Here is an 18,188-nt window from a genome sequence, read left to right on the forward strand (position 1 = left end):
GTCACGGGAGAGGTGCGTCCGGTTGCCCGGTCGAGTCCCCGGGCGCTGCCTCGACCGGCACAGCCCCTTCGTCACGAGTGTCGGGGTTCGCTCCGGCGTCGTCCGTGGCGGCCGGCTCGGGCGGCGCGGCACCCTCCGGCGCGGCCTCGGCGGCGTCCGCGTCCGCTGCAGCCTGCTGGGCCCCGGTGGTCGATGCCGCCTGCTCATGGTGGCGCGTCGTGTCGAGGGGGCCGTTCTCCCACCTCTGCCAGAGCGCGAGGAAGGCGGCACCCGCGGCGTCGTCGTTGTTCGCCATCTGCTGAGCGGACGTCTTGATCCCCTGGGCGACCGCATCGAGGTCGGACTTGGCACCGCGCATCGTCTCGAGATAGATCGTGCGCACCTCCGTGAACACCCGACCGTAGGACGCGAGGGCGGGGACGTCACCGAACGAGCTCTCGTCTGCGAGTGCGTCACGCAGGTACTTGATGCCGTCGGTTGAGTCGTTCTCCCACTTCGTCTGCTTGGTGTTGGCCAAGGTGTTCATGTACTCAGTCGGGTACTCCACGTCCTCGCCCGCCATGGCTGCCTCCCCTGAACTCTCTCTTGCGTCAGTGCTGCACGTCGTCGTTGCTGGTCATCGCGTCACTGCGCTCGCCGCGTACGCCTCGCTGTCACGCAGTGCGTGCCGACACCCCGCCTGCGGGGTGTCGGCACGGCATGCGCTGTTCATGACCGGAAGGTCAGCCCCAGCTGTTCTTGTTCTTGAGCTCACCCGCGAGGTAAGCCTCTTTGGACTGCTGCACGGCGGTCTTGATGTCGAGCAGGAGCTGGTTGAGGTCCTCGACCTCACCGTTCCACTTGCGCTTGACGTCCTCGAACGCGAGCTTGGTGCCGGCCTCCCACTCACCCATGTGGGGCTTCATGTCGTTCTCCATGTCGGTGACCTTGCCCTTGAGGTCGTTGACGCCCTTGACCATGGCGTCGATCAGCGTGTCGAGTCCGCCACCGGCGACCTTGATGTTCTGGCCACTCATCACTTACCACCCATCTGCGACGTGTACTTGCTGAGCATGTCGGCCGCGCCCTGGTCGTCCGCGGTGTACTGCTTGTCGTTGGCGATCAGGTTCTCGCGGAAGTTGTCGAGGATGTCGACAAGATCCTTGGCCTGGACCGTCCACGCGTTCTGGACGTTCTGGAAGGCACCGGCACCTGCACCCTCCCAGTGCGCCTTGACCTCTTCCATCTGCCCCTGCAGCGTGTTGAGCCTGGTCTTGAGGTCGGTCCTCGTCTGGTCGACGATGCCGGCGCTCTTGGCGATAGCGCCAGCGCCAACGCTGTGTGTCGTGTTGCCCATGCCACTTCCCTTCTCTCAATGGTCCTCAAGGACCTCGGTGGTCCTACCGACCACTCATGGTGGTTGGACCCCGGCTTGCAGTTCCCCCGAAGTCCTGACAGGGATGACCATACGGGCGGATGACGCACCGGCCAATGGGGAGAACTCCCCGTCTATGCTCGGGACGATCTCCGTTGCGGCGGAGGCGTTCCAGCACATGCGCGATCGGGGAGGATCACACTCGTGAGTCAGAGCACGGCGACGTCGCTCGTCAGGCTGTCCGTCACATCGGGGACGCGACGGGCAGACCTCGGCATCCCCGGCTCCATCCCGGTCGCGGAGGTCATCCCCGACCTCGCGCGCGAGCTCGGCGTCCTGGACGCGCACTCCGCCAGCATGGGATACCGCCTCGTCCGGTCTGACGGTCATGTCGTCGAGAGTGACAGAAGCCTTGCGGCACAGGGGATCGAGGATGGATCCGTCCTGGCGCTGGAGCCCAACCGACCCGACGACGAGAAGGTCTACGACGATGTCGTCGAGGCCGTGGCCGACCTCGTCGAGACCCAGTTCACGCCGTGGACCCCGTCGCACAGCGCGGGCACCGCGGTCGGTGCCGCAGTCGTCCTCTTCCTCGCCGCGGCATACGCGCTCTTCACGGCACGCGACAGCGGCATCCTCATCGCGGCGCTCGCCGGGGTGTGCGCCGTCCTCCTCGTGGGCGCTGCGGCTGTTCTCGCGCACGTGCGTCGACAACCATCGGCTGCCGTCGCCCTGGCCCTGACGGCGGTCGCGTATGCCGGCGTGTCCGGCTATGCGGCCGTGCCCGACGTTCCGCTGTGGGGCGAAGGCCTGCTGTATGCCGGCGCCGGAGTGAGCGTCGTCGGCATCCTGGGTGCCGTGGCCGTCACCCACCACCGGCTCCTCGTCGGCGCCACGGCCGCCCTGGGACTCGCCATGGTCGCGCTCGGCGCGTTGAGCCACTTCGTCGGGTGGGGCCTCACCTCGATCGCCGCGGTGACCTTCGTCGTCGCCGCGGTCATCGGCAACGTGCTGCCCTGGGTCGGGATCTCGTCGAGCCGCCTCACGACGCACCCGCCGAAGTCCGACCTGGAGATCTTCACCGACGCCCCCGAGGTCGAGCGCGACCAGGTCCGGCGCCAGGTGGCGGCCGGCCACGAGCTCATGGTCTCGCTCGGCGTGGCGAGCGCCGCCGTGATGGTCCTGTGCACGCCCCAGCTCGTCGCCTCGGGTGTGTGGGGTGCGCTGCTCACCTTCGTCGGGTTCGTCGCCACGCTGCTGCGCACCCGGCACAGCCGCACCCGCACGACGGTGCTCATCGCCATGATCGCCGGCGTGACCGGGGTCGCCGTCGCAGCGGTCACCGCCGCCCAGACCCACCCCGACTGGCGGCCCGTCCTCGCGCTGGCGCTCGCCGGCGCGGCGGCGCTCGTCGTCGGCATGGCTCTCGTCCTCCCGAGGACCCGCGTGCAGCTCGGCCGCGTCGCCGATGCCGTCGAGGGTGTCGCCCTCGCTGCCCTCGTCCCGCTCGCGGCCTTCGCCGTCGGGCTTCTCTGAGGCGGCGGGGTGGCCACCAAGAAGGACCTCGTCGAGGCCCAGTCGTTCAGCAGGCGTCGGCTCACGACGGCCTTCGTCAGCGGCGCCCCCGGGGGTCGTGAGGTCGAGCCGCACCGGCCGATGAAGGCCGTCATCGGCGGACTCGCGCTCACCGTGGTGCTCGTCCTCGGCAGCCTGGCCTTCGGCTGGCTCAAGGGCTCCCTGCCGCAGAACTGGGGCAACAACAAGCTCGTCATCGCCAAGACGAGTGGTGCCCGCTACGTCTCCATCAAGGAGACGCTCCACCCGGTCCTCAACACGACCAGCGCCCGCCTCCTCATCCCCGCCAACAGCTTCGAGGTCATCACCGTGGCCGACGACAAGCTCGCCACCAAGAAGCGCGGGAGCACGATCGGCATCCCCGGTGCGCCCGACTCCCTCACGCCGCCCGAGTCGCTGACCAACAGCGGATGGGTCTCATGCCTCGGTCCCGAGGGTGGAGTCGCGACCGCGGTGGGCGCCTCGGCCAGGAGCACCCCGGCAGCACCGGGCGCCTCGGTGGTCACGACCGGTCGGCAGGCCTTCGTCATCGCCGGCGGGATGCGATACCCGGTCTCCGCGGCCAACCTCTCCCTCGTCTCGCTGACCCTCGGCCTCGACGGACAACCGCCACGCCAGGCCCCAGCGGTGTGGACCAACCTCTTCACCCTCGGACCGGAGATGAAGCCGCTGACCATCTCCGGCTTCGGCAAGTCCGCGCCGGGGCTGCCTCCCGGCGCCACGGTCGGCTCCGTCCTCGCCGTCGCCAACAGCGGTCAGGAGGCTCGCCGCTACCTCGTCAACACGGCCGGCGATCTCGAGCCGCTGCCGTACCTCGCCCACGCGCTCTACGGACTCGGCTCCGGCAGCACCACCCAGGACCTGCCCGTGACCCCGGCGCAGGTGACCCAGCTCGAGGTCCAGCCGCAGCGCGTCGCACCGCAGGCGTGGCCGGCCGCCCTGCCGACGCTGGTCCGCGAACCACCCTGCGCGACCCTCACCGCGGCCCGTGGGCAGCAGCCCAAGGTCGCTCTGTCGACCTCCACCGCGGTCAAGGCCGACCCCGGAGTCACCAAGGTCGCCGTCGACCTGGGGACCGGCTCCCTGGTGCGGGCCGTCGGCGCCGGGTCCCTGAGCTCCGGCCCGCTGCTGGCCATCGACCAGACCGGCACGGCCTACGCCATCGACGGTTCGACACCAGATCTGTTGCAGCGACTGGGTTATGAGGCCACGGACGTCGCTCCCGTGCCCCAGTCGTGGGCTGAGCTCTTCCGGGTCGGCCCGGTCCTCAGCGTCAAGTCCGCCCAGACCACCGTGGCCGCCGCGTCGTGACCGTGCGTCGGATCGGTGCCGCTGCGACGCTCGGCGCGTTCGGGGTGCTTGCCAGCGCCCTCGTGGCTCCGGCTGCCTCACCGCCCGCCCACGCCGAGGTCCGGCAGTGCACCGAGAACCAGACCCGTTTCGTCGCCGACGCCCCGCCGGCACTGGGGCGCCTGGCGGCGCGTCAGTCGTGGTCCCTGGCCACGGGCAGGGGCGTCGTCGTCGCGATCGTCGACTCCGGCGTCTCGGCCGCCAACGTGCACTTCCCGCGGGGCTCGGTCCTCGCCGGCCGCAGCTTCGTCGGAGGCGCGGCCACGGTCGACGAGAACGGTCACGGCACAGCCCTGGCGGGCATCATCGCGGCGCGCGAGATCGGCGAGAAGTCCGGTGTCGTGGGGATCGCCAAGGACGCGCTCATCCTCCCCGTCAAGATCTCCGGAGGCGAGAACGGCGGTGACGAGGAGCGGCAGCGGTCGGCCAACCTCGCCAAGGGGATCGCGTATGCCGTGTCGGCCGGTGCCGACGTCATCAACCTGTCGCTGTCGACGACGTCCAACCGGGGCGACGTCCGCGCGGCCGTGGCGTCGGCCGTGAAGGCCGGCATCGTCGTCGTCGCCTCCGGAGGCAACCGGGACCAGGCGGCCGAGGTCAGGGACGGGATCCGCTACCCCGCGGCCCTCCCCGGTGTCATCGGTGTCGCCGCGACCAGCTCCGCCGATGTCGTCACCGACGACTCCATCCACGGTCCGCAGGTCGATGTCTCGGCACCGGGAGACAACGTCATCACGACCTTCCGGGCCTGGGGCGACTGCGTCTTCTCCCAGCAGCAGCAGTCGACCAGCTATGCGACCGCCTACGTCAGCGGGGCGGTCGCCCTGCTCCGGCAGCGGTTCCCCAAGGCCTCGCCCGCCGAGATCGCCTATCGACTCGAGACCACCGCGTCACGAGGCTCTCGGACGGTCCGCGACGACGTGTCGGGGTGGGGCGTCGTGCAGCCCTATGAGGCGATGACGGCCGTGCTCGACGAGAGCGTCGCCGGGCCGGTCCCGCCCGGCGGGAAGCCCCGGGCCACCCCACCGCCGCAGGCGTCGGCGGTCGACCTCACCCCGCCGCCCGACCCCCGCGCCCCCGACCGCGCCGCCGTCCAATGGCTCCTGCTCGGCGCCGCCGCCTCGGTCCTGGGGCTGGCGATGGCGCGCATGCTGCGCAGGTCCCCGCCGGCCTGACCGTCGGTCCGGGCACGGATCGACGCACCCGAGCGATCGGGTGAGCGGGCGGCATACGCCATGGGGGTATCCCGGTTGGGTGCACGGGTGACGTTCTGGGAGAATCACGCGCATGCCTGCTGACCTCACCCCATCTCGCGCTGCCACGATTCCCGAGCGCCCCTCGCTGGACGGCCTCGAGGACAAGTGGGGGCAGGTATGGGCGCAGCAGCAGACCTTCGCGTTCGACCGCGAGGCGGCGCTGGCCGGCGACCGCTCGCAGGTCTTCTCGATCGACACCCCGCCCCCGACCGCGTCGGGCAGCCTGCACATGGGCCACGTGTTCTCCTACACCCACACCGACTGCATGGCCCGCTACAAGCGCATGGTCGGCTTCAACGTCTTCTACCCGATCGGCTGGGACGACAACGGCCTGCCGACCGAGAAGCGGGTCCAGAACTTCTACGGCGTGCGCGGCGATGCCTCGCTCCCCCACGACCCGGCCTTCGAGCCGCCCCACCGCGGCGACGCCAAGAGCCTGCGGGCCGGTGACGCGATGCCGATCTCGCGCCAGAACTTCATCGAGCTCTGTGACGAGCTGACCGTCGAGGACGAGAAGGCGTTCGAGTCGCTGTTCCGTCGCCTCGGCCAGTCCTTCGACTGGTCGATCTCCTACCGCACGATCGACGACCACTCGCGGGCGACGGCGCAGCAGGCGTTCCTGCGCAACCTCGCTCGCGGCGAGGCCTACCAGGCCGAGGCTCCGGGGCTGTGGGACGTGACGTTCCAGACCGCCGTGGCGCAGGCCGAGCTCGAGGCGCGCGACTACCCCGGTGCCTACCACCGCGTGGCCTTCCACTCCACCGACGGACCGGTGCACGTCGAGACCACCCGGCCCGAGCTGATCCCGTCGGTCGTCGCGCTCATCGCGCACCCGGACGACCCCCGGTATGCCGGCCTGTTCGGCTCCACGGTCCGCTCACCGCTGTTCGGCGTCGAGGTGCCCGTGGTGGCGCACCCCCTGGCCGAGATGGACAAGGGCGCGGGCATCGCGATGTGCTGCACCTTCGGTGACCTCACCGACGTCATCTGGTGGCGCGAGCTCCAGCTGCCGACCCGCTCGGTGATCACCCGCCAGGGCCGCATCCAGGCCGAGACACCCGAGTGGCTCGCCGCCGGGCCCGGCGCCGAGCTGTTCGCTGAGCTAGCCGGCAAGACCGTGCACTCGGCACGCGAGGTCGTGGTGTCCGCCCTGCGCGAGTCCGGCGACCTCGACGGTGAGCCCAAGGCCACCCAGCGCAAGGCCAACTTCTACGAGCGGGGCGAGAAGCCCCTCGAGATCGTGACCTCGCGCCAGTGGTACGTCCGCAACGGTGGCCGCGACGCCGAGATCAACGCCGCACTCGTGGCCCGCGGTGACGAGGTCGCGTTCCACCCGGACTTCATGCGCGCCCGCTACAAGAACTGGGTCGCCGGCCTCAACGGCGACTGGCTCGTCTCGCGCCAGCGCTTCTTCGGTGTGCCGATCCCGGTCTGGTACCCGCTCGACGGCAACGGTGAGCCGGTGTGGGACAGGGCGATCGTGCCGTCAGAGGCCTCTCTGCCGGTCGACCCTGCCGCCCAGGCCCCCGAGGGGTTCGAGGAGTCGCAGCGCGACCAGCCGGGCGGGTTCATCGGCGACGCCGACGTGCTCGACACCTGGGCAACGTCGTCCCTGTCCCCTCAGATCGCCGCTGGATGGCGCAGCATCGATGAGTCCGGTTCTGTCACAACGGATCCGATCTTCGACAAGGTGTTCCCGATGGACGTGCGCCCCCAGGCCCACGACATCATCCGCACCTGGCTCTTCGCCACGGTCGTGCGCTCGCACTTCGAGCACGGCACGGTGCCGTGGACCAACGCCGCCATCAGCGGCTGGATCCTCGACCCCGACCGCAAGAAGATGAGCAAGTCCAAGGGCAACGTCGTCACGCCCGAGGACGTGCTGCGTGAGCACAGCGCCGACGCGGTCCGCTACTGGGCCGCCTCCGGCCGCCTGGGCACCGACGCGGCCTACGACGTGGGCCAGATGAAGGTCGGCCGCCGCCTCGCGATCAAGGTGCTCAACGCGTCGAAGTTCGCTCTGACGTTCGGAGAGGTGGACGGCGAGCTGGTCTCACACGTGACGAACCCGCTCGACCGGGCGCTCCTCGCGGGCCTGCGCGACGTCGTCGAGAAGGCGACTGCGGGGTTCGAGTCGTGGGACTACACGCGCTCGCTCGAAGCGACCGAGACGTTCTTCTGGACCTTCTGCGACGACTACCTCGAGCTCGTCAAGGACAGGGCCTACGGCTCGCAGGGCGACGCCGAGGCGGCCTCGGCCCGGGCCACGCTTCGCATCGCGCTCGACGTCCAGCTGCGGCTGCTCGCTCCCTTCCTCCCCTACGTCACCGAAGAGGTGTGGTCGTGGTGGCACGACGGCTCGGTGCACGTCACGGCGTGGCCGACGCCCGACGAGGTGGCTGTCTCGGGTGACGAGGCCGTGGACCCCGCGATGCTCGGCGCCATGGGTGCCGCCCTGGCCACCGTCCGCAAGAGCAAGTCCGAGGCCAAGCTGTCGATGCGGGCCGAGGTCGCCCACATCGTCCTCGGTGGACCGGAGGCGCTGCTCGCGCACGTCCGTGCCGGCGAGCAGGACCTGCGATCCGCCGGCAAGATCACCGGGTCCCTCGACCTCGTGGCAGCCGACACCTGGAGTGCGAGCGACGTCGAGCTCATCCCCGTGGAGAAGCCCAAGCCGCAGTCGTGAGCACCGCGGCGCCAGTCCCTGCCACGACGCCCGACACCCCGCTGGGCGAGCGACTGGTGCCGGGAGCGGCAGGTGCGCTGGCGGCATACGCCGTCGTCGTCGTCGTCCACCTGGTCGCACACCTGGCCGACGCCGAGGCGGTCGCGAACGCGACCCAGTGGTTCGCGGTTCCGTGGTTGCTGCTGGCTCTGGTCGTCCAGACCGGGCTGCGGTCACGGCTGTCGCGGTTCGCGGCCGGTGGGCTGATGTGGTCGTGGCTGGGCGACACGGCACCGGACCTCGTCCCCGAGTCGGTGGCGTTCATCGTGCTGATGGCGTCGTTCCTCGTGGCACACGTGCTCTTCGTCGCCGGCTTCTGGCCGTGGCGCCGGGAGTCGTTGCTACGGAGCCGTTGGGCGTGGGGCTACGGGGCGCTGGCGGTCGTCATGGTCGTCGTGTGCGCGCCGCGTGCGGGTGCACTGACGCTCGGCATCGCCGGGTATGCCGCCGCCCTGGCGCTGATGGCGTCGCTGTCAGCGGGTGTCCACCGTCTCGCCGGTGTCGGCGGGGCACTCTTCCTCGTCTCCGACGGGCTCATCGCCGTCGACGAGTTCGTGCCCTCCGTGGCCGTGCCACTGCCCGGCTTCTGGGTCATGGCGACGTATCTCAGCGCGGTCCTGCTCCTCACCCTCGGCGTGGTCCGCCGGCTGGGGTCACGCGCCTGAGGTCACCCGCGCGCCGTTGAGCGACGGTGAGGTGGAGTAGGCACGGATCCGTCGGTGGCCGGTCGGCTGGACGACGAACCACGGGACCTGCCAGCCACTGAGCCCGACCCGACGCTCGACGACGGTGTCACGACGGAGGTGGTCGACCCGTCCGGTGCCCGGGTCGTAGACGTCCAGGACCCGGTCGCCGTCGCCCGGCAGGACGAGGACCACGTGGCGGGGCAGGTGGGCGGAGCCGACGTAGAGCAGGCCGGGCTCACCCTCGGCGACGACATCGACGAGGTGGTCGAAGGCGTCGCGCAGGCCACCGTCCGTCAGCGGTCGGACGAGCGCGACGTCGTAGCGCGTGCCCGACGAGGCTGCGCCGTACTCGAGCTCGCGTTTGGCACCCCACGGAGGTGTGCCGAGCGCACGCGGCCAGGGCAGCCCCAGACGATGACGTCGTGGGAACGCGCTGTTGGTCCGGTGCATGACGACGCGTTCGTAGGCCGCGAACCGCTCGGCCTCGGTGTCACCCTCGGGCGAGCCCGGCAGGCGCGGGCTCCCGGTGCGCACCCACGAGGCGAAGATCGGGTCGACGAGCATGCGCGCCACGGTCAGGCAGGCGGAGCCACAGGTCGTCGGCGACTGCTGCACCGGACCCGTGTCACCTGCGCGAAGTCGGTATGCCGTGGCCACACCGTCATCCTGTCGCGCGCCTGACCTTCGCGCCACCACCGGGCCACCGTGGTGGCGCCAGCATGAAGCACCCCGCCATCCGGGCGAACCCGTCGTAGTCTCACCATCATGGGGCGACGCGCATGGTTGTGGGCTCTCGGAGCCGGGAGCGCGCTCCTGCTCGCCGCCTGGGTCTCCGGGGCCGGGGAGATCAACGCCTTCAGCCCGTCGTCACGCCGGCCCTGGGCCGAGGATCGAGGCGACATCTTCGACCAGGAGGGGGTCGACCGCGCATCACCGCGTGTCGACCGGTCCCGGCTCTCGGACGACGACCCTCTCCTCACGACGATCCTCATGTGGACGCTTCGTGCGCTGCTCGTCCTCGTCGCGGCTGCGATCCTCCTCGTCGTCCTCCGGGCCCTCTGGCGTCGCCTCCGCCTCGCCCCAGACCCCCTCAAGGACGAGGTGCGTGCCGAGGTCCTGCCCGACGTGCTCGTCGCCGGGGTTCGCGAGGGTGAGGCACAGCTCGACCTCGGTTCCTCGAGCGAGGCGGTCATCAACGCCTGGCTGGCGCTCGAGCGTGCAGCCGTCACGGTCGGCATCGACGACGACCGGTCGAGGACCCCGGCCGAGCTCGTGCGCGCGGTGCTCGGCAGCCATGCCGTCGACCCTGAGGCGATCGAGCGTCTTGCGTCGCTCTATCGCGAGGCACGGTTCTCGGTCCACCCGATCGGCGAGGAGCACCGAGCCGCAGCCCGCCTGGCCCTGGCCCGGGTCCGGGCCGACCTCACCCGACCGCTGGGTGCCCTGGGTGAGGTGGCCGAGCGATGAGGGCACGACTCGTGGAGCTGGTCCACGGACGCGAGGTCGTCACGACCCTGGGGGTCGCCGCCGTTCTGGGTCTGGCCCTGATGCTCGCACCCGCACTCGACCGGGTCCTCCTCATCGCGGCGGGCACGGGGCTTCTCGTCGTGCTCGTGGGTCTCGTGGCCTGGCTCGTGCGCGACCACCACGAGCTGCGGTGGTCGACCTACGGGGGCACCGCGCAGCGGGTCCGAGGCACCGACCACCGGCTCATCGCCCTGACCCGCACCATCGATGCGTGCCTCACGGGCGACCCGGATGCCTCCCGGTCGGTCCAGTCGGTCCTGCGGTCGCTGGCGCAGGCCCGCCTCGCTCCACTCGGACTCGACCTCGACAGCCCCCGGGACCAGACCGAAGCGGTGCTGGGACGGGACCTCACGGCATACCTGGTGTCTGGTCCTCGGCGCGTCGACGCGGCCGGGCTCGCATCGTTCATGACCACCCTCGAGGAGCGCTAGGTGACAGACACACCCGTCAGCACGGACAACCCCTCGCTGCACGAGGTCATCGACGTGTCGAGTCGGATCCTCGACGCGGTCGAGCAGGCCGTCGTCGGCAAGCGAGCCGGCCTCGAGCTCGTCCTCGCCGGCGTCCTTGCCGGCGGGCACATCCTCATGGAGGACTTCCCGGGTCTGGGCAAGACGCTGGCGGCACGCTCGTTCGCCCAGGCGCTCGGACTCGACTTCGCCCGGGCACAGTTCACCCCTGACCTGCTGCCCAGCGACCTGACCGGGGCGTTCATCTATGACCAGCGCACCCGGGAGTTCGTGTTCCGGCAGGGCCCGCTCTTCACCGAGATCCTCCTCGCGGACGAGATCAACCGGACCCCGCCCAAGACCCAGTCCGCGCTGCTCGAGGCGATGCAGGAGGGCCAGATCACCGTCGAGGGCGAGACGTTCGGCCTGCAGCAGCCGTTCCACGTCCTGGCCACGGCCAACCCGGTCGAGTACGAAGGCACCTACCCGCTCCCCGAGGCCCAGCTCGACCGCTTCCTGCTGCGGGTGTCCTTCGGCTATCCCACCGGCGACGAGGAGTGGGAGGTCCTCCGGCGACGCGTCGAGCGGCAGCGCGAGACGCAGACCGTGCCCACCGTGACCGACGCGGCTGGTCTGCTCGCCCTCCAGCGGGCGGTGGAGACCGTCACGCTCGACGAGAGCGTGGGGCGCTACTGCGTGCGCCTCGCCTCGGCGACGCGCTCGCACCCGAGCCTGGTGCTGGGAGCCTCACCGCGAGGTTCGCTCGCGCTCATGCTGGCCAGCCGCGCGTATGCCGTGATCCGGCGCCGCGACTACGTCACCCCCGAGGACGTCAAGGCGGTTGCGCACGCTGCCCTCGACCACCGGGTGACGGTGCGGCCCGAGCTCTGGATCAACGACGTCACCGCCGAGAGCGTCATCGGCTCGATCCTCGCGAGCGTCCCGACCCCCTCCCCGACCGAGGGAGAGAGACGGACCGGGTACGAGCGGCCGTGACCGACAGCCGACACCTCGACCGCTTCGTCGGGGACACCCAGGACGCGACCGGCACCGGCGACGAGCACTCCCGGATCACGACCCGGGCTCCTGCCGGGAGCCAGCTCTCGGCGCGCTGGCGGTCCACGCCGGCGCACGTCAGGGCCGTGGCCCTGGGCCTGCTCATGCTCGCCGTCGGCGTCCTGCTGCGGCGCCCGGACGCCGTCGCACTCGGCACCCCCCTCGTTGTCGTCGCCGCGTGGTCGGTGCTGCGACGCCCCACCGCCACACCGACCGTGCACGCGTGGCTGCGGCACTCGGTCCTGCGCGAGGGGCAGACGACCGCCTGGACCGCGATCGTCGAGCCCGGCGACGGTGTCGAGGACGTGGGGCTCAGCGTGACCGAGACCGACCACACCCGCTACACCCCCACGAGCCTGACCGTGTCCGTCGGTGACGTCGGCCGGAGCGCTCGGCAGCTGGACGTCCTCTGCGAGAGCACCCGCTGGGGGCTGCGTCGCCTCGGCCCGGCGACGTGCGCCGTCAGCAGTGCGTTCGGGGCGTTCACGTGGGAGCCCGAGCAGGTCGAGGCGCCGCTCGTGCCCACGGTCCCCCTGCCCGCCACCTTCTCGGGTCGCACGCCCGTCCCCGACCCCGACGGGCTCGTGGGACGCAGCCGCTCGCGCCATCAGGGCGACGGCAGCGAGATCGCCGATGTACGCGCCTTCCGCTTCGGGGACCGACTGCGGCGGATCCACTGGCCGGTGTCGGTGCGCACCGGTGAGCTCCACGTCACGACGACCCACGCCGACCAGGACAGCGAGATCCTCATCCTCGTCGACGCGATGCAGGACCTCGGTCGCAGCTCGGGGTTCGACGGTGACGCCAGCAGCCTCGACAACGGTGTGCGGGCCGCCGCGGCTGTCGCCGAGCACTATCTGCGGGTCGGGGACCGGGTGGGGCTGCAGGCCCTCGGGGCGCACGAGAGTCCGCGCCTGCCGCCCGCCCCCGGCAGCAACCAGCTGCGCAGGCTCCTCGACGTGCTCGCCCGGGTCCGCGTCGCAGATGGTGGCGTCGTCGACCACAGACGCCTGCGAGGCCAGCTGCGTCATCCGGTCTCGGCCGGCACGCTCGTCGTCATCCTCACCCCGGCCGTCTCCGTCGAGGTCCTGGCCCACGCCTGTGCCCTGGCCCGTCAGGGAAGGTCGACGGTGGTCGTCGACACGCTTCCGCGGACCATGTCCGACCCGCGGCTCCCCGACGAGCTGCTGGACGGGCTCGTCCCCGGACAGGGCGTGTCCACCGCCGCGAGTCTGGCGTGGCGACTGCGCCTGCTCGAGCGCGCCCGCGAGCTGGCACGGACGAGGCAGAGCGGAGTGCCCATCGTCATCTGGGACGGCCCCGGCACCCTCGACCTCGTCCTGCGGGACATCGGTCGCCAACGACGCTCGCCACGGGTGAGGTCGCGATGATCGCACCGTCGCACCGGGCACTGAGGGCGCTCATCGCCGTCTCGTCCACAGGGCTGGCACTGGCCGCTGCCTTTGTCACGCCCTTCGGAAACGTCGTCGGCGCGGTCGTGCTCGTCGGGCTCACGGCCTTCGTCGTGCTCGACCCCGGCTCGCGTCTCACCGCCCTGCTCATCGCCCTGCACAGCGTGAACTGGCTCGCCAGCACGTCTGTCCCCACCCGCTCAGGCGAGTGGATGCTCACCATTGTGGCCGCGACCGTGCTGCTCGTCATCCATCTCGCCGCAGCCCTGACGACGGCACTGCCACCGTCGGCGCCGCTCCCACGACCCACGCTGCTGCGGTGGGGGCGCCGAGGACTCGCAGTGGTCGGGTTGTCGACCCCGGTGTGGGCCGTGCTCGTCATCCAGTCCTCGAGCACTCCTGCTGGAGACTCCCTGGCCACGTATGCCGCGGTCGTGTCCCTTGCCGTCCTCGCGCTCGCGTTCTGGCGGGTGCAACATCCCAGGTCTCCACGAAGTCCCGTGACTCGGGCGGAGCGCTGACGCGCCGGGACCCCTGACCCGGACTGGAGGTGGGCGGTGCCGCCCAGGTGGGCACCCGGCATACGTCCAGGGGTCGCGGTCAGTCGGCGATCGCGCCGAAGGCGTCGCGCCTCTCGAGGACGAGGGGTATGCCGTCGAGCACGGTGAGGAGAGATCGCTCCTCGTAGCGGAAATGGCTCTCCATGATGGCTTCGATGCCGTCGAGGTGGCCGTGCAGCGTGCCAGGGTCCGCGCCTGAGGTGAGCGCCTTCTGGAGGTTGCCGATGAGGTGGCTCATCATGCTGTGGTCCTGGCTCAGCCTGGCGAGCACCGGCGCCAGGTCGGGTCGAGCGGCGGCGATCTGCGGGAAGAGGCCCGCGTCCTCGCTGCGGTGGTGACCGTCCAGTGCGGCGCAGAAGCCGTGGCAGTGGAGAAGCAGGTCCGCCGCGACGGACCCCCTTGCGGCGCCGTCCTCGATCGCCTCACGGGCCAGCTCCAGTGCTTGCCGAAGACGACCGTGCACCGTGCGCAGCTCGACCGACCAGGCCAGCGTGCGGTCCCGGTCGGCGTCGCTCGCCGCGGGAGTCAGGCGGTGCGCTTGCGACGCTTGGGACCGGCGTCGCGACGCACGATCGTCGGCAGGACGTTCTTGCGGACGACCTCGTCGGTGACGACGACCTTGGTGATCTCGTCGTCGCTCGGGACGTCGAACATCACGGGGAGGAGGACCTCCTCCATGATCGCGCGCAGCCCACGGGCGCCGGTGCCGCGTGCCTGGGCCTGCTCGGCGATCGCCACGACGGCCTCGTCGGTGAACTCCAGCTCGACGCCGTCGATGCGGAACATCTTCTGGTACTGCTTGACGAGTGCGTTGCGGGGCTCGGTGAGGATCTCGGTGAGGGCACTGGTGTCGAGCGGCGCGACCGTCGTGATGACGGGGAGGCGACCGATGAACTCGGGGATGAGCCCGAACTTCATGAGGTCCTCGGGCATGACCTCGTGGATCGACTCCGCGAGGTCCTTGGGGTTGTGCAGCTCCGAGCCGAAGCCCAGCCCCTTCTTGCCGTTGCGCGACTCGATGAGCTTCTCGAGGCCGGCGAACGCGCCGCCGACGATGAAGAGCACGTTGGTCGTGTCGATCTGGATGAACTCCTGGTGCGGGTGCTTGCGACCACCCTGCGGAGGAACGCTGGCCGTCGTGCCCTCGAGGATCTTGAGCAGCGCCTGCTGCACGCCCTCACCGGACACGTCGCGGGTGATCGACGGGTTCTCGCTCTTGCGGGCGATCTTGTCGACCTCGTCGATGTAGATGATGCCCGTCTCGGCCTTCTTGACGTCGTAGTCCGCGGCCTGGATGAGCTTGAGGAGGATGTTCTCGACGTCCTCGCCGACGTAGCCGGCCTCGGTCAGGGCCGTGGCGTCCGCGATGGCGAAGGGGACGTTGAGCATCTTGGCGAGGGTCTGGGCGAGGTAGGTCTTGCCACAGCCGGTCGGCCCGATGAGCAGGATGTTGGACTTGGCGATCTCGACGTGGTCGGCGTCCTTCTTGCCGACACCCTCACCGGCCTGGATGCGCTTGTAGTGGTTGTAGACGGCGACGGCGAGCGAGCGCTTGGCAACGTCCTGGCCGATGATGTACTGCTGCAGGAAGTCGAAGATCTCACGGGGCTTGGGGAGCTCGTCGAGGCCGCCGAGGTCGGAGGACTCCGCCAGCTCCTCCTCGATGATCTCGTTGCAGAGCTCGATGCACTCGTCACAGATGTAGACCGCCGGTCCGGCGATGAGCTTCTTGACCTGCTTCTGGGACTTGCCACAGAACGAGCACTTCAGCAGATCGCTGGTCTCTCCAACTCGTGCCACTTGCCTTGGGTCCCTTCGTCCAGACGGTGGGTGCGCTCCTGGGCCATCGGCAACTGCTCGGGCCAACACCCGTCGAGCGACGCGACCGACGCTACCTCGCAGCACCGTCGACGCAACCCATTGAACGCCCCCGACACGGCGCGAGTCGCCCTTGTCCGCTCAGGGCAGAACCTCCCCCGCCGGTCCGTGACATGCCGAGTTCGCCCGAACCGCCGCACCGACGGCGCGAGTCGTCTACATTTCGATCGCCAGCCATGGAGCTGGCCATGACCCGAGGGGAAACATCAATGTCCAACAGGACTCGCAGTCTGGCAGCCGTTGCTGCCACGGCGACGCTGTGCGCCGCCATCGCCGGAAGCGCCGCCCAGGCCGCGCCCGTCTCATCCGCAGCGACCACCGCGCCGAGCGCCGCCGGCGCGGACTTCGTGGGCGCGCAGGGTACGTATGAGCCCATCAACGCCACGCGCTTCCTCGACACCCGCAGCGGCAATGGTGCGCCCAAGGGTCTGGTGGGTGCGGGCGGCGAGGTGTCCGTGCTCATCGCCGGTCGCGGTGGGGTCCCCAGCGGCCTCTCGGCCGTCGTCCTCAACCTCACTGCCGTGACCCCGTCGACCACCACCTACCTGACGGCCTACCCGTCGGGGACGACGCGCCCCTCGACCTCCAACCTCAACGTCGTGGCGAGCACCAACCGGGCCAACCTCGTCACCCTGCCCGTCGGCAGCGACGGCCGCGTGCGGATCTACAACAGCGCCGGCACGACACACATCCTCGCGGACGTCGTCGGCTACTACCAGGGGCTGGCGACCCCCAGCACCGCCGGGCGCCAGAGCCAGTACCTCAACATCGGGCCGGTCCGCTACTACGACTCCCGGCAGGGCGACGGTGCCTTCGCCCCGGGCGAGTCCGTGGCGATCGACCTCGGATCAGGAGACCCGGTCGAGGACGCCAAGCTCGCGGCCGTCGCCGTGAACGTCACCGTGACCGGCGCGACCGGCTCGGGGTACATCTCCACCGAGTCCGCGAGCACGTCGATCCTCAACTACACCAAGGGCCAGTCCCTCGCCAACATGGCCGTGGTCAAGGCCAACCCGATCGCCGGTGGAGGGTTGGGCTTCAATGTGGTCAACCGTGGACCCGGCACCGTCCACGTCATCGTCGACCTCGTGGGGATCTACGACTCCTCCGGCGACGAGTTCCTCCGCTTCCGCCCGGTCGCGCCTCAGCGCATCATGGACACCCGGTCCGGCGTCGGGACCGCGAAGACGCCGCTGGGTGCGGGCGAGGCACGCCTGCAGACCGCTCCCGCGACGGTCGCGAACGTCGACACCTTCACCGTCGTCGCGAACACCACCGCGGTGCGGCCCACGGCCAGCACCTACCTGACGCTCTACCCCAACGGTTTCGAGCGTCCGGAGTCGAGCAACCTCAACGTCTCCAAGGGTGCCGTCGGTGCCAACTCGACGTTCATCGACCTGGACGAGAACCTGCAGTACCGCGTGCACAACGCGGTCGGCTCGACGCCCACGATCGTCGACGCCTTCGGCGCCTTCGACTACGCCTTCCCGGAGTTCCTCGCCGGCTCGGCCGCCAAGGCCGATGCGCGGCAGTCGGCGGCTCACCACCTCGAGCAGAAGCGAGCCGCCATCACGGCCGCGGTCGAGGACGCCCGCACCTCTCGCTGACCCTCGGGTCGCCCAAGAACAGGTATGCCGTCCGCTCAGTGAGCGGACGGCATACCTGTTCTTGCGTGTGGGTCCGTGAAGGACCCCTCGAGCTCAGTCCTCGAGAGTGCCCTTGCGGGAGAGGAGGACCTCGTCGATCAGGCCGTACTCCTTGGCCTGCGCCGCCGAGAGGATCTTGTCGCGCTCGATGTCCTTGCGGACGAGCTCGACGTCGCGACCGGAGTGCTGCGCGATGGTGTCCTCGAGCCAGCCCCGCATGCGGAGCACCTCGTTGGCCTGGATCTCGAGGTCGGAGGCCATGCCGCCCGTGCCCTCGATCGCCGGCTGGTGGATGAGCACGCGGGCGTTGGGCAGGGCATAGCGCTTGCCCTTGGCGCCGGCGCCGAGCAGCACGGCCGCAGCCGAGGCGGCTTGGCCGACGACGAACGTCTGCACGTCGGGCCGGATGTACTGCATCGTGTCGTAGATCGCGGTCATCGCCGTGAACGAGCCACCGGGGCTGTTGATGTACATGAGGATGTCGCGGTCCGGGTCCTGCGACTCGAGCACGATGAGCTGGGCGATGACGTCGTCGGCGGACGCGTCGTCGACCTGCACGCCGAGGAAGATGATGCGGTCCTCGAAGAGCTTGGTGTAGGGGTCGGTCCGCTTCATGCCGTAGGAGGTGCGCTCCTCGAACTGCGGAAGGATGTAGCGGCTCGACGGGGCCGGGGCGCTGTGAGCGCTGGGGCGGGTCGGGTAGTTCGCGTTCAT

Annotated in this window: 18 protein-coding genes; 11 read left to right on the forward strand and 7 right to left on the reverse strand. The window is 70.3% G+C overall.

Going from position 1 to position 18,188, the window contains the following annotated elements; translation table 11 throughout:
- Position 1: 1 nt before the first annotated feature.
- From ACFQW8_RS01215 to ACFQW8_RS01225, 3 genes are all read right to left on the reverse strand, one after another.
- On the reverse strand, positions 2 to 562 hold the full coding sequence (locus ACFQW8_RS01215; RefSeq protein ID WP_380085156.1) for a hypothetical protein: 561 nt from the start codon (positions 560 to 562) through the stop codon (positions 2 to 4).
- 160 nt (positions 563 to 722) lie between these two features.
- Positions 723 to 1,016, reverse strand: coding sequence for a WXG100 family type VII secretion target (locus ACFQW8_RS01220; protein ID WP_380085157.1), 294 nt, complete (start codon positions 1,014 to 1,016; stop codon positions 723 to 725).
- On the reverse strand, positions 1,016 to 1,336 hold the full coding sequence (locus tag ACFQW8_RS01225; RefSeq protein ID WP_380085158.1) for a WXG100 family type VII secretion target: 321 nt from the start codon (positions 1,334 to 1,336) through the stop codon (positions 1,016 to 1,018). Before ACFQW8_RS01225 ends, ACFQW8_RS01220 begins: the two co-directional genes overlap by 1 nt.
- Before the next feature lie 222 nt (positions 1,337 to 1,558).
- On the opposite strand from ACFQW8_RS01225, the gene eccD reads away from it, so the two are divergent.
- The 5 genes from eccD (at position 1,559) to ACFQW8_RS01250 (ending at position 8,925) form a co-directional block, all read left to right on the forward strand.
- Positions 1,559 to 2,890, forward strand: a complete 1,332-nt coding sequence (gene eccD, locus ACFQW8_RS01230) for a type VII secretion integral membrane protein EccD (RefSeq protein WP_380085159.1) — start codon at positions 1,559 to 1,561, stop codon at positions 2,888 to 2,890.
- A 9-nt stretch (positions 2,891 to 2,899) separates the two neighbouring features.
- Entirely contained in the window at positions 2,900 to 4,240 is a 1,341-nt protein-coding gene (gene eccB, locus ACFQW8_RS01235) for a type VII secretion protein EccB (protein ID WP_380085160.1), read from the forward strand.
- Positions 4,237 to 5,454, forward strand: a complete 1,218-nt coding sequence (locus tag ACFQW8_RS01240; protein ID WP_380085161.1) for a S8 family serine peptidase — start codon at positions 4,237 to 4,239, stop codon at positions 5,452 to 5,454. Before eccB ends, ACFQW8_RS01240 begins: the two co-directional genes overlap by 4 nt.
- A gap of 112 nt (positions 5,455 to 5,566) precedes the next feature.
- Positions 5,567 to 8,221 carry a valine--tRNA ligase gene (valS, locus tag ACFQW8_RS01245; RefSeq protein WP_380085162.1) on the forward strand — a complete coding sequence of 885 codons (2,655 nt, stop codon included), beginning with the start codon at positions 5,567 to 5,569 and terminating at the stop codon, positions 8,219 to 8,221.
- Complete coding sequence (locus ACFQW8_RS01250; protein WP_380085163.1) at positions 8,218 to 8,925, forward strand: lysoplasmalogenase family protein; 708 nt, start codon at positions 8,218 to 8,220, stop codon at positions 8,923 to 8,925. Before valS ends, ACFQW8_RS01250 begins: the two co-directional genes overlap by 4 nt.
- Here ACFQW8_RS01250 and ACFQW8_RS01255 read toward each other — a convergent pair.
- Complete coding sequence (locus tag ACFQW8_RS01255; protein ID WP_380085164.1) at positions 8,914 to 9,603, reverse strand: hypothetical protein; 690 nt, start codon at positions 9,601 to 9,603, stop codon at positions 8,914 to 8,916. The genes ACFQW8_RS01250 and ACFQW8_RS01255 overlap by 12 nt on opposite strands.
- A 108-nt stretch (positions 9,604 to 9,711) precedes the next feature.
- Between ACFQW8_RS01255 and ACFQW8_RS01260 the strand changes: the two genes are divergently transcribed.
- From ACFQW8_RS01260 to ACFQW8_RS01280, 5 genes are read left to right on the forward strand one after another with little or no spacing between them, the layout of a single operon-like run.
- Positions 9,712 to 10,413 carry a DUF4129 domain-containing protein gene (locus tag ACFQW8_RS01260; RefSeq protein WP_380085165.1) on the forward strand — a complete coding sequence of 234 codons (702 nt, stop codon included), beginning with the start codon at positions 9,712 to 9,714 and terminating at the stop codon, positions 10,411 to 10,413.
- Positions 10,410 to 10,904 (forward strand): hypothetical protein, encoded by a 495-nt coding sequence (locus ACFQW8_RS01265; RefSeq protein WP_380085166.1) that lies wholly within the window; start codon positions 10,410 to 10,412, stop codon positions 10,902 to 10,904. The genes ACFQW8_RS01260 and ACFQW8_RS01265 overlap by 4 nt, the downstream gene beginning before the upstream one ends.
- Complete coding sequence (locus ACFQW8_RS01270; protein ID WP_380085167.1) at positions 10,905 to 11,918, forward strand: AAA family ATPase; 1,014 nt, start codon at positions 10,905 to 10,907, stop codon at positions 11,916 to 11,918.
- The gene (locus tag ACFQW8_RS01275; RefSeq protein WP_380085168.1) at positions 11,915 to 13,369 is read left to right on the forward strand and encodes a DUF58 domain-containing protein; all 1,455 of its coding nucleotides are present in this window, start codon (positions 11,915 to 11,917) and stop codon (positions 13,367 to 13,369) included. Before ACFQW8_RS01270 ends, ACFQW8_RS01275 begins: the two co-directional genes overlap by 4 nt.
- Positions 13,366 to 13,911 carry a hypothetical protein gene (locus ACFQW8_RS01280; protein ID WP_380085169.1) on the forward strand — a complete coding sequence of 182 codons (546 nt, stop codon included), beginning with the start codon at positions 13,366 to 13,368 and terminating at the stop codon, positions 13,909 to 13,911. The genes ACFQW8_RS01275 and ACFQW8_RS01280 overlap by 4 nt, the downstream gene beginning before the upstream one ends.
- Before the next feature lie 79 nt (positions 13,912 to 13,990).
- Here the strand turns inward: ACFQW8_RS01280 and ACFQW8_RS01285 are convergent, their stop codons facing one another.
- Together ACFQW8_RS01285 and clpX are read right to left on the reverse strand one after the other, a co-directional pair.
- Positions 13,991 to 14,413, reverse strand: a complete 423-nt coding sequence (locus tag ACFQW8_RS01285) for a hemerythrin domain-containing protein (RefSeq protein WP_380085170.1) — start codon at positions 14,411 to 14,413, stop codon at positions 13,991 to 13,993.
- 62 nt (positions 14,414 to 14,475) lie between these two features.
- Positions 14,476 to 15,750 carry an ATP-dependent Clp protease ATP-binding subunit ClpX gene (clpX, locus tag ACFQW8_RS01290; RefSeq protein ID WP_380085171.1) on the reverse strand — a complete coding sequence of 425 codons (1,275 nt, stop codon included), beginning with the start codon at positions 15,748 to 15,750 and terminating at the stop codon, positions 14,476 to 14,478.
- A gap of 287 nt (positions 15,751 to 16,037) precedes the next feature.
- Here clpX and ACFQW8_RS01295 point away from each other — a divergent pair, with 287 nt between their 5' ends.
- On the forward strand, positions 16,038 to 17,435 hold the full coding sequence (locus ACFQW8_RS01295) for a hypothetical protein (protein ID WP_380085172.1): 1,398 nt from the start codon (positions 16,038 to 16,040) through the stop codon (positions 17,433 to 17,435).
- Positions 17,436 to 17,528: 93 nt separating this feature from the next.
- Here ACFQW8_RS01295 and ACFQW8_RS01300 read toward each other — a convergent pair whose 3' ends face one another.
- Entirely contained in the window at positions 17,529 to 18,188 is a 660-nt protein-coding gene (locus ACFQW8_RS01300) for an ATP-dependent Clp protease proteolytic subunit (protein ID WP_380085173.1), read from the reverse strand.

This window comes from Knoellia altitudinis (assembly GCF_042666355.1).
Taxonomy (GTDB): Bacteria; Actinomycetota; Actinomycetes; order Actinomycetales; family Dermatophilaceae; genus Knoellia; species Knoellia altitudinis.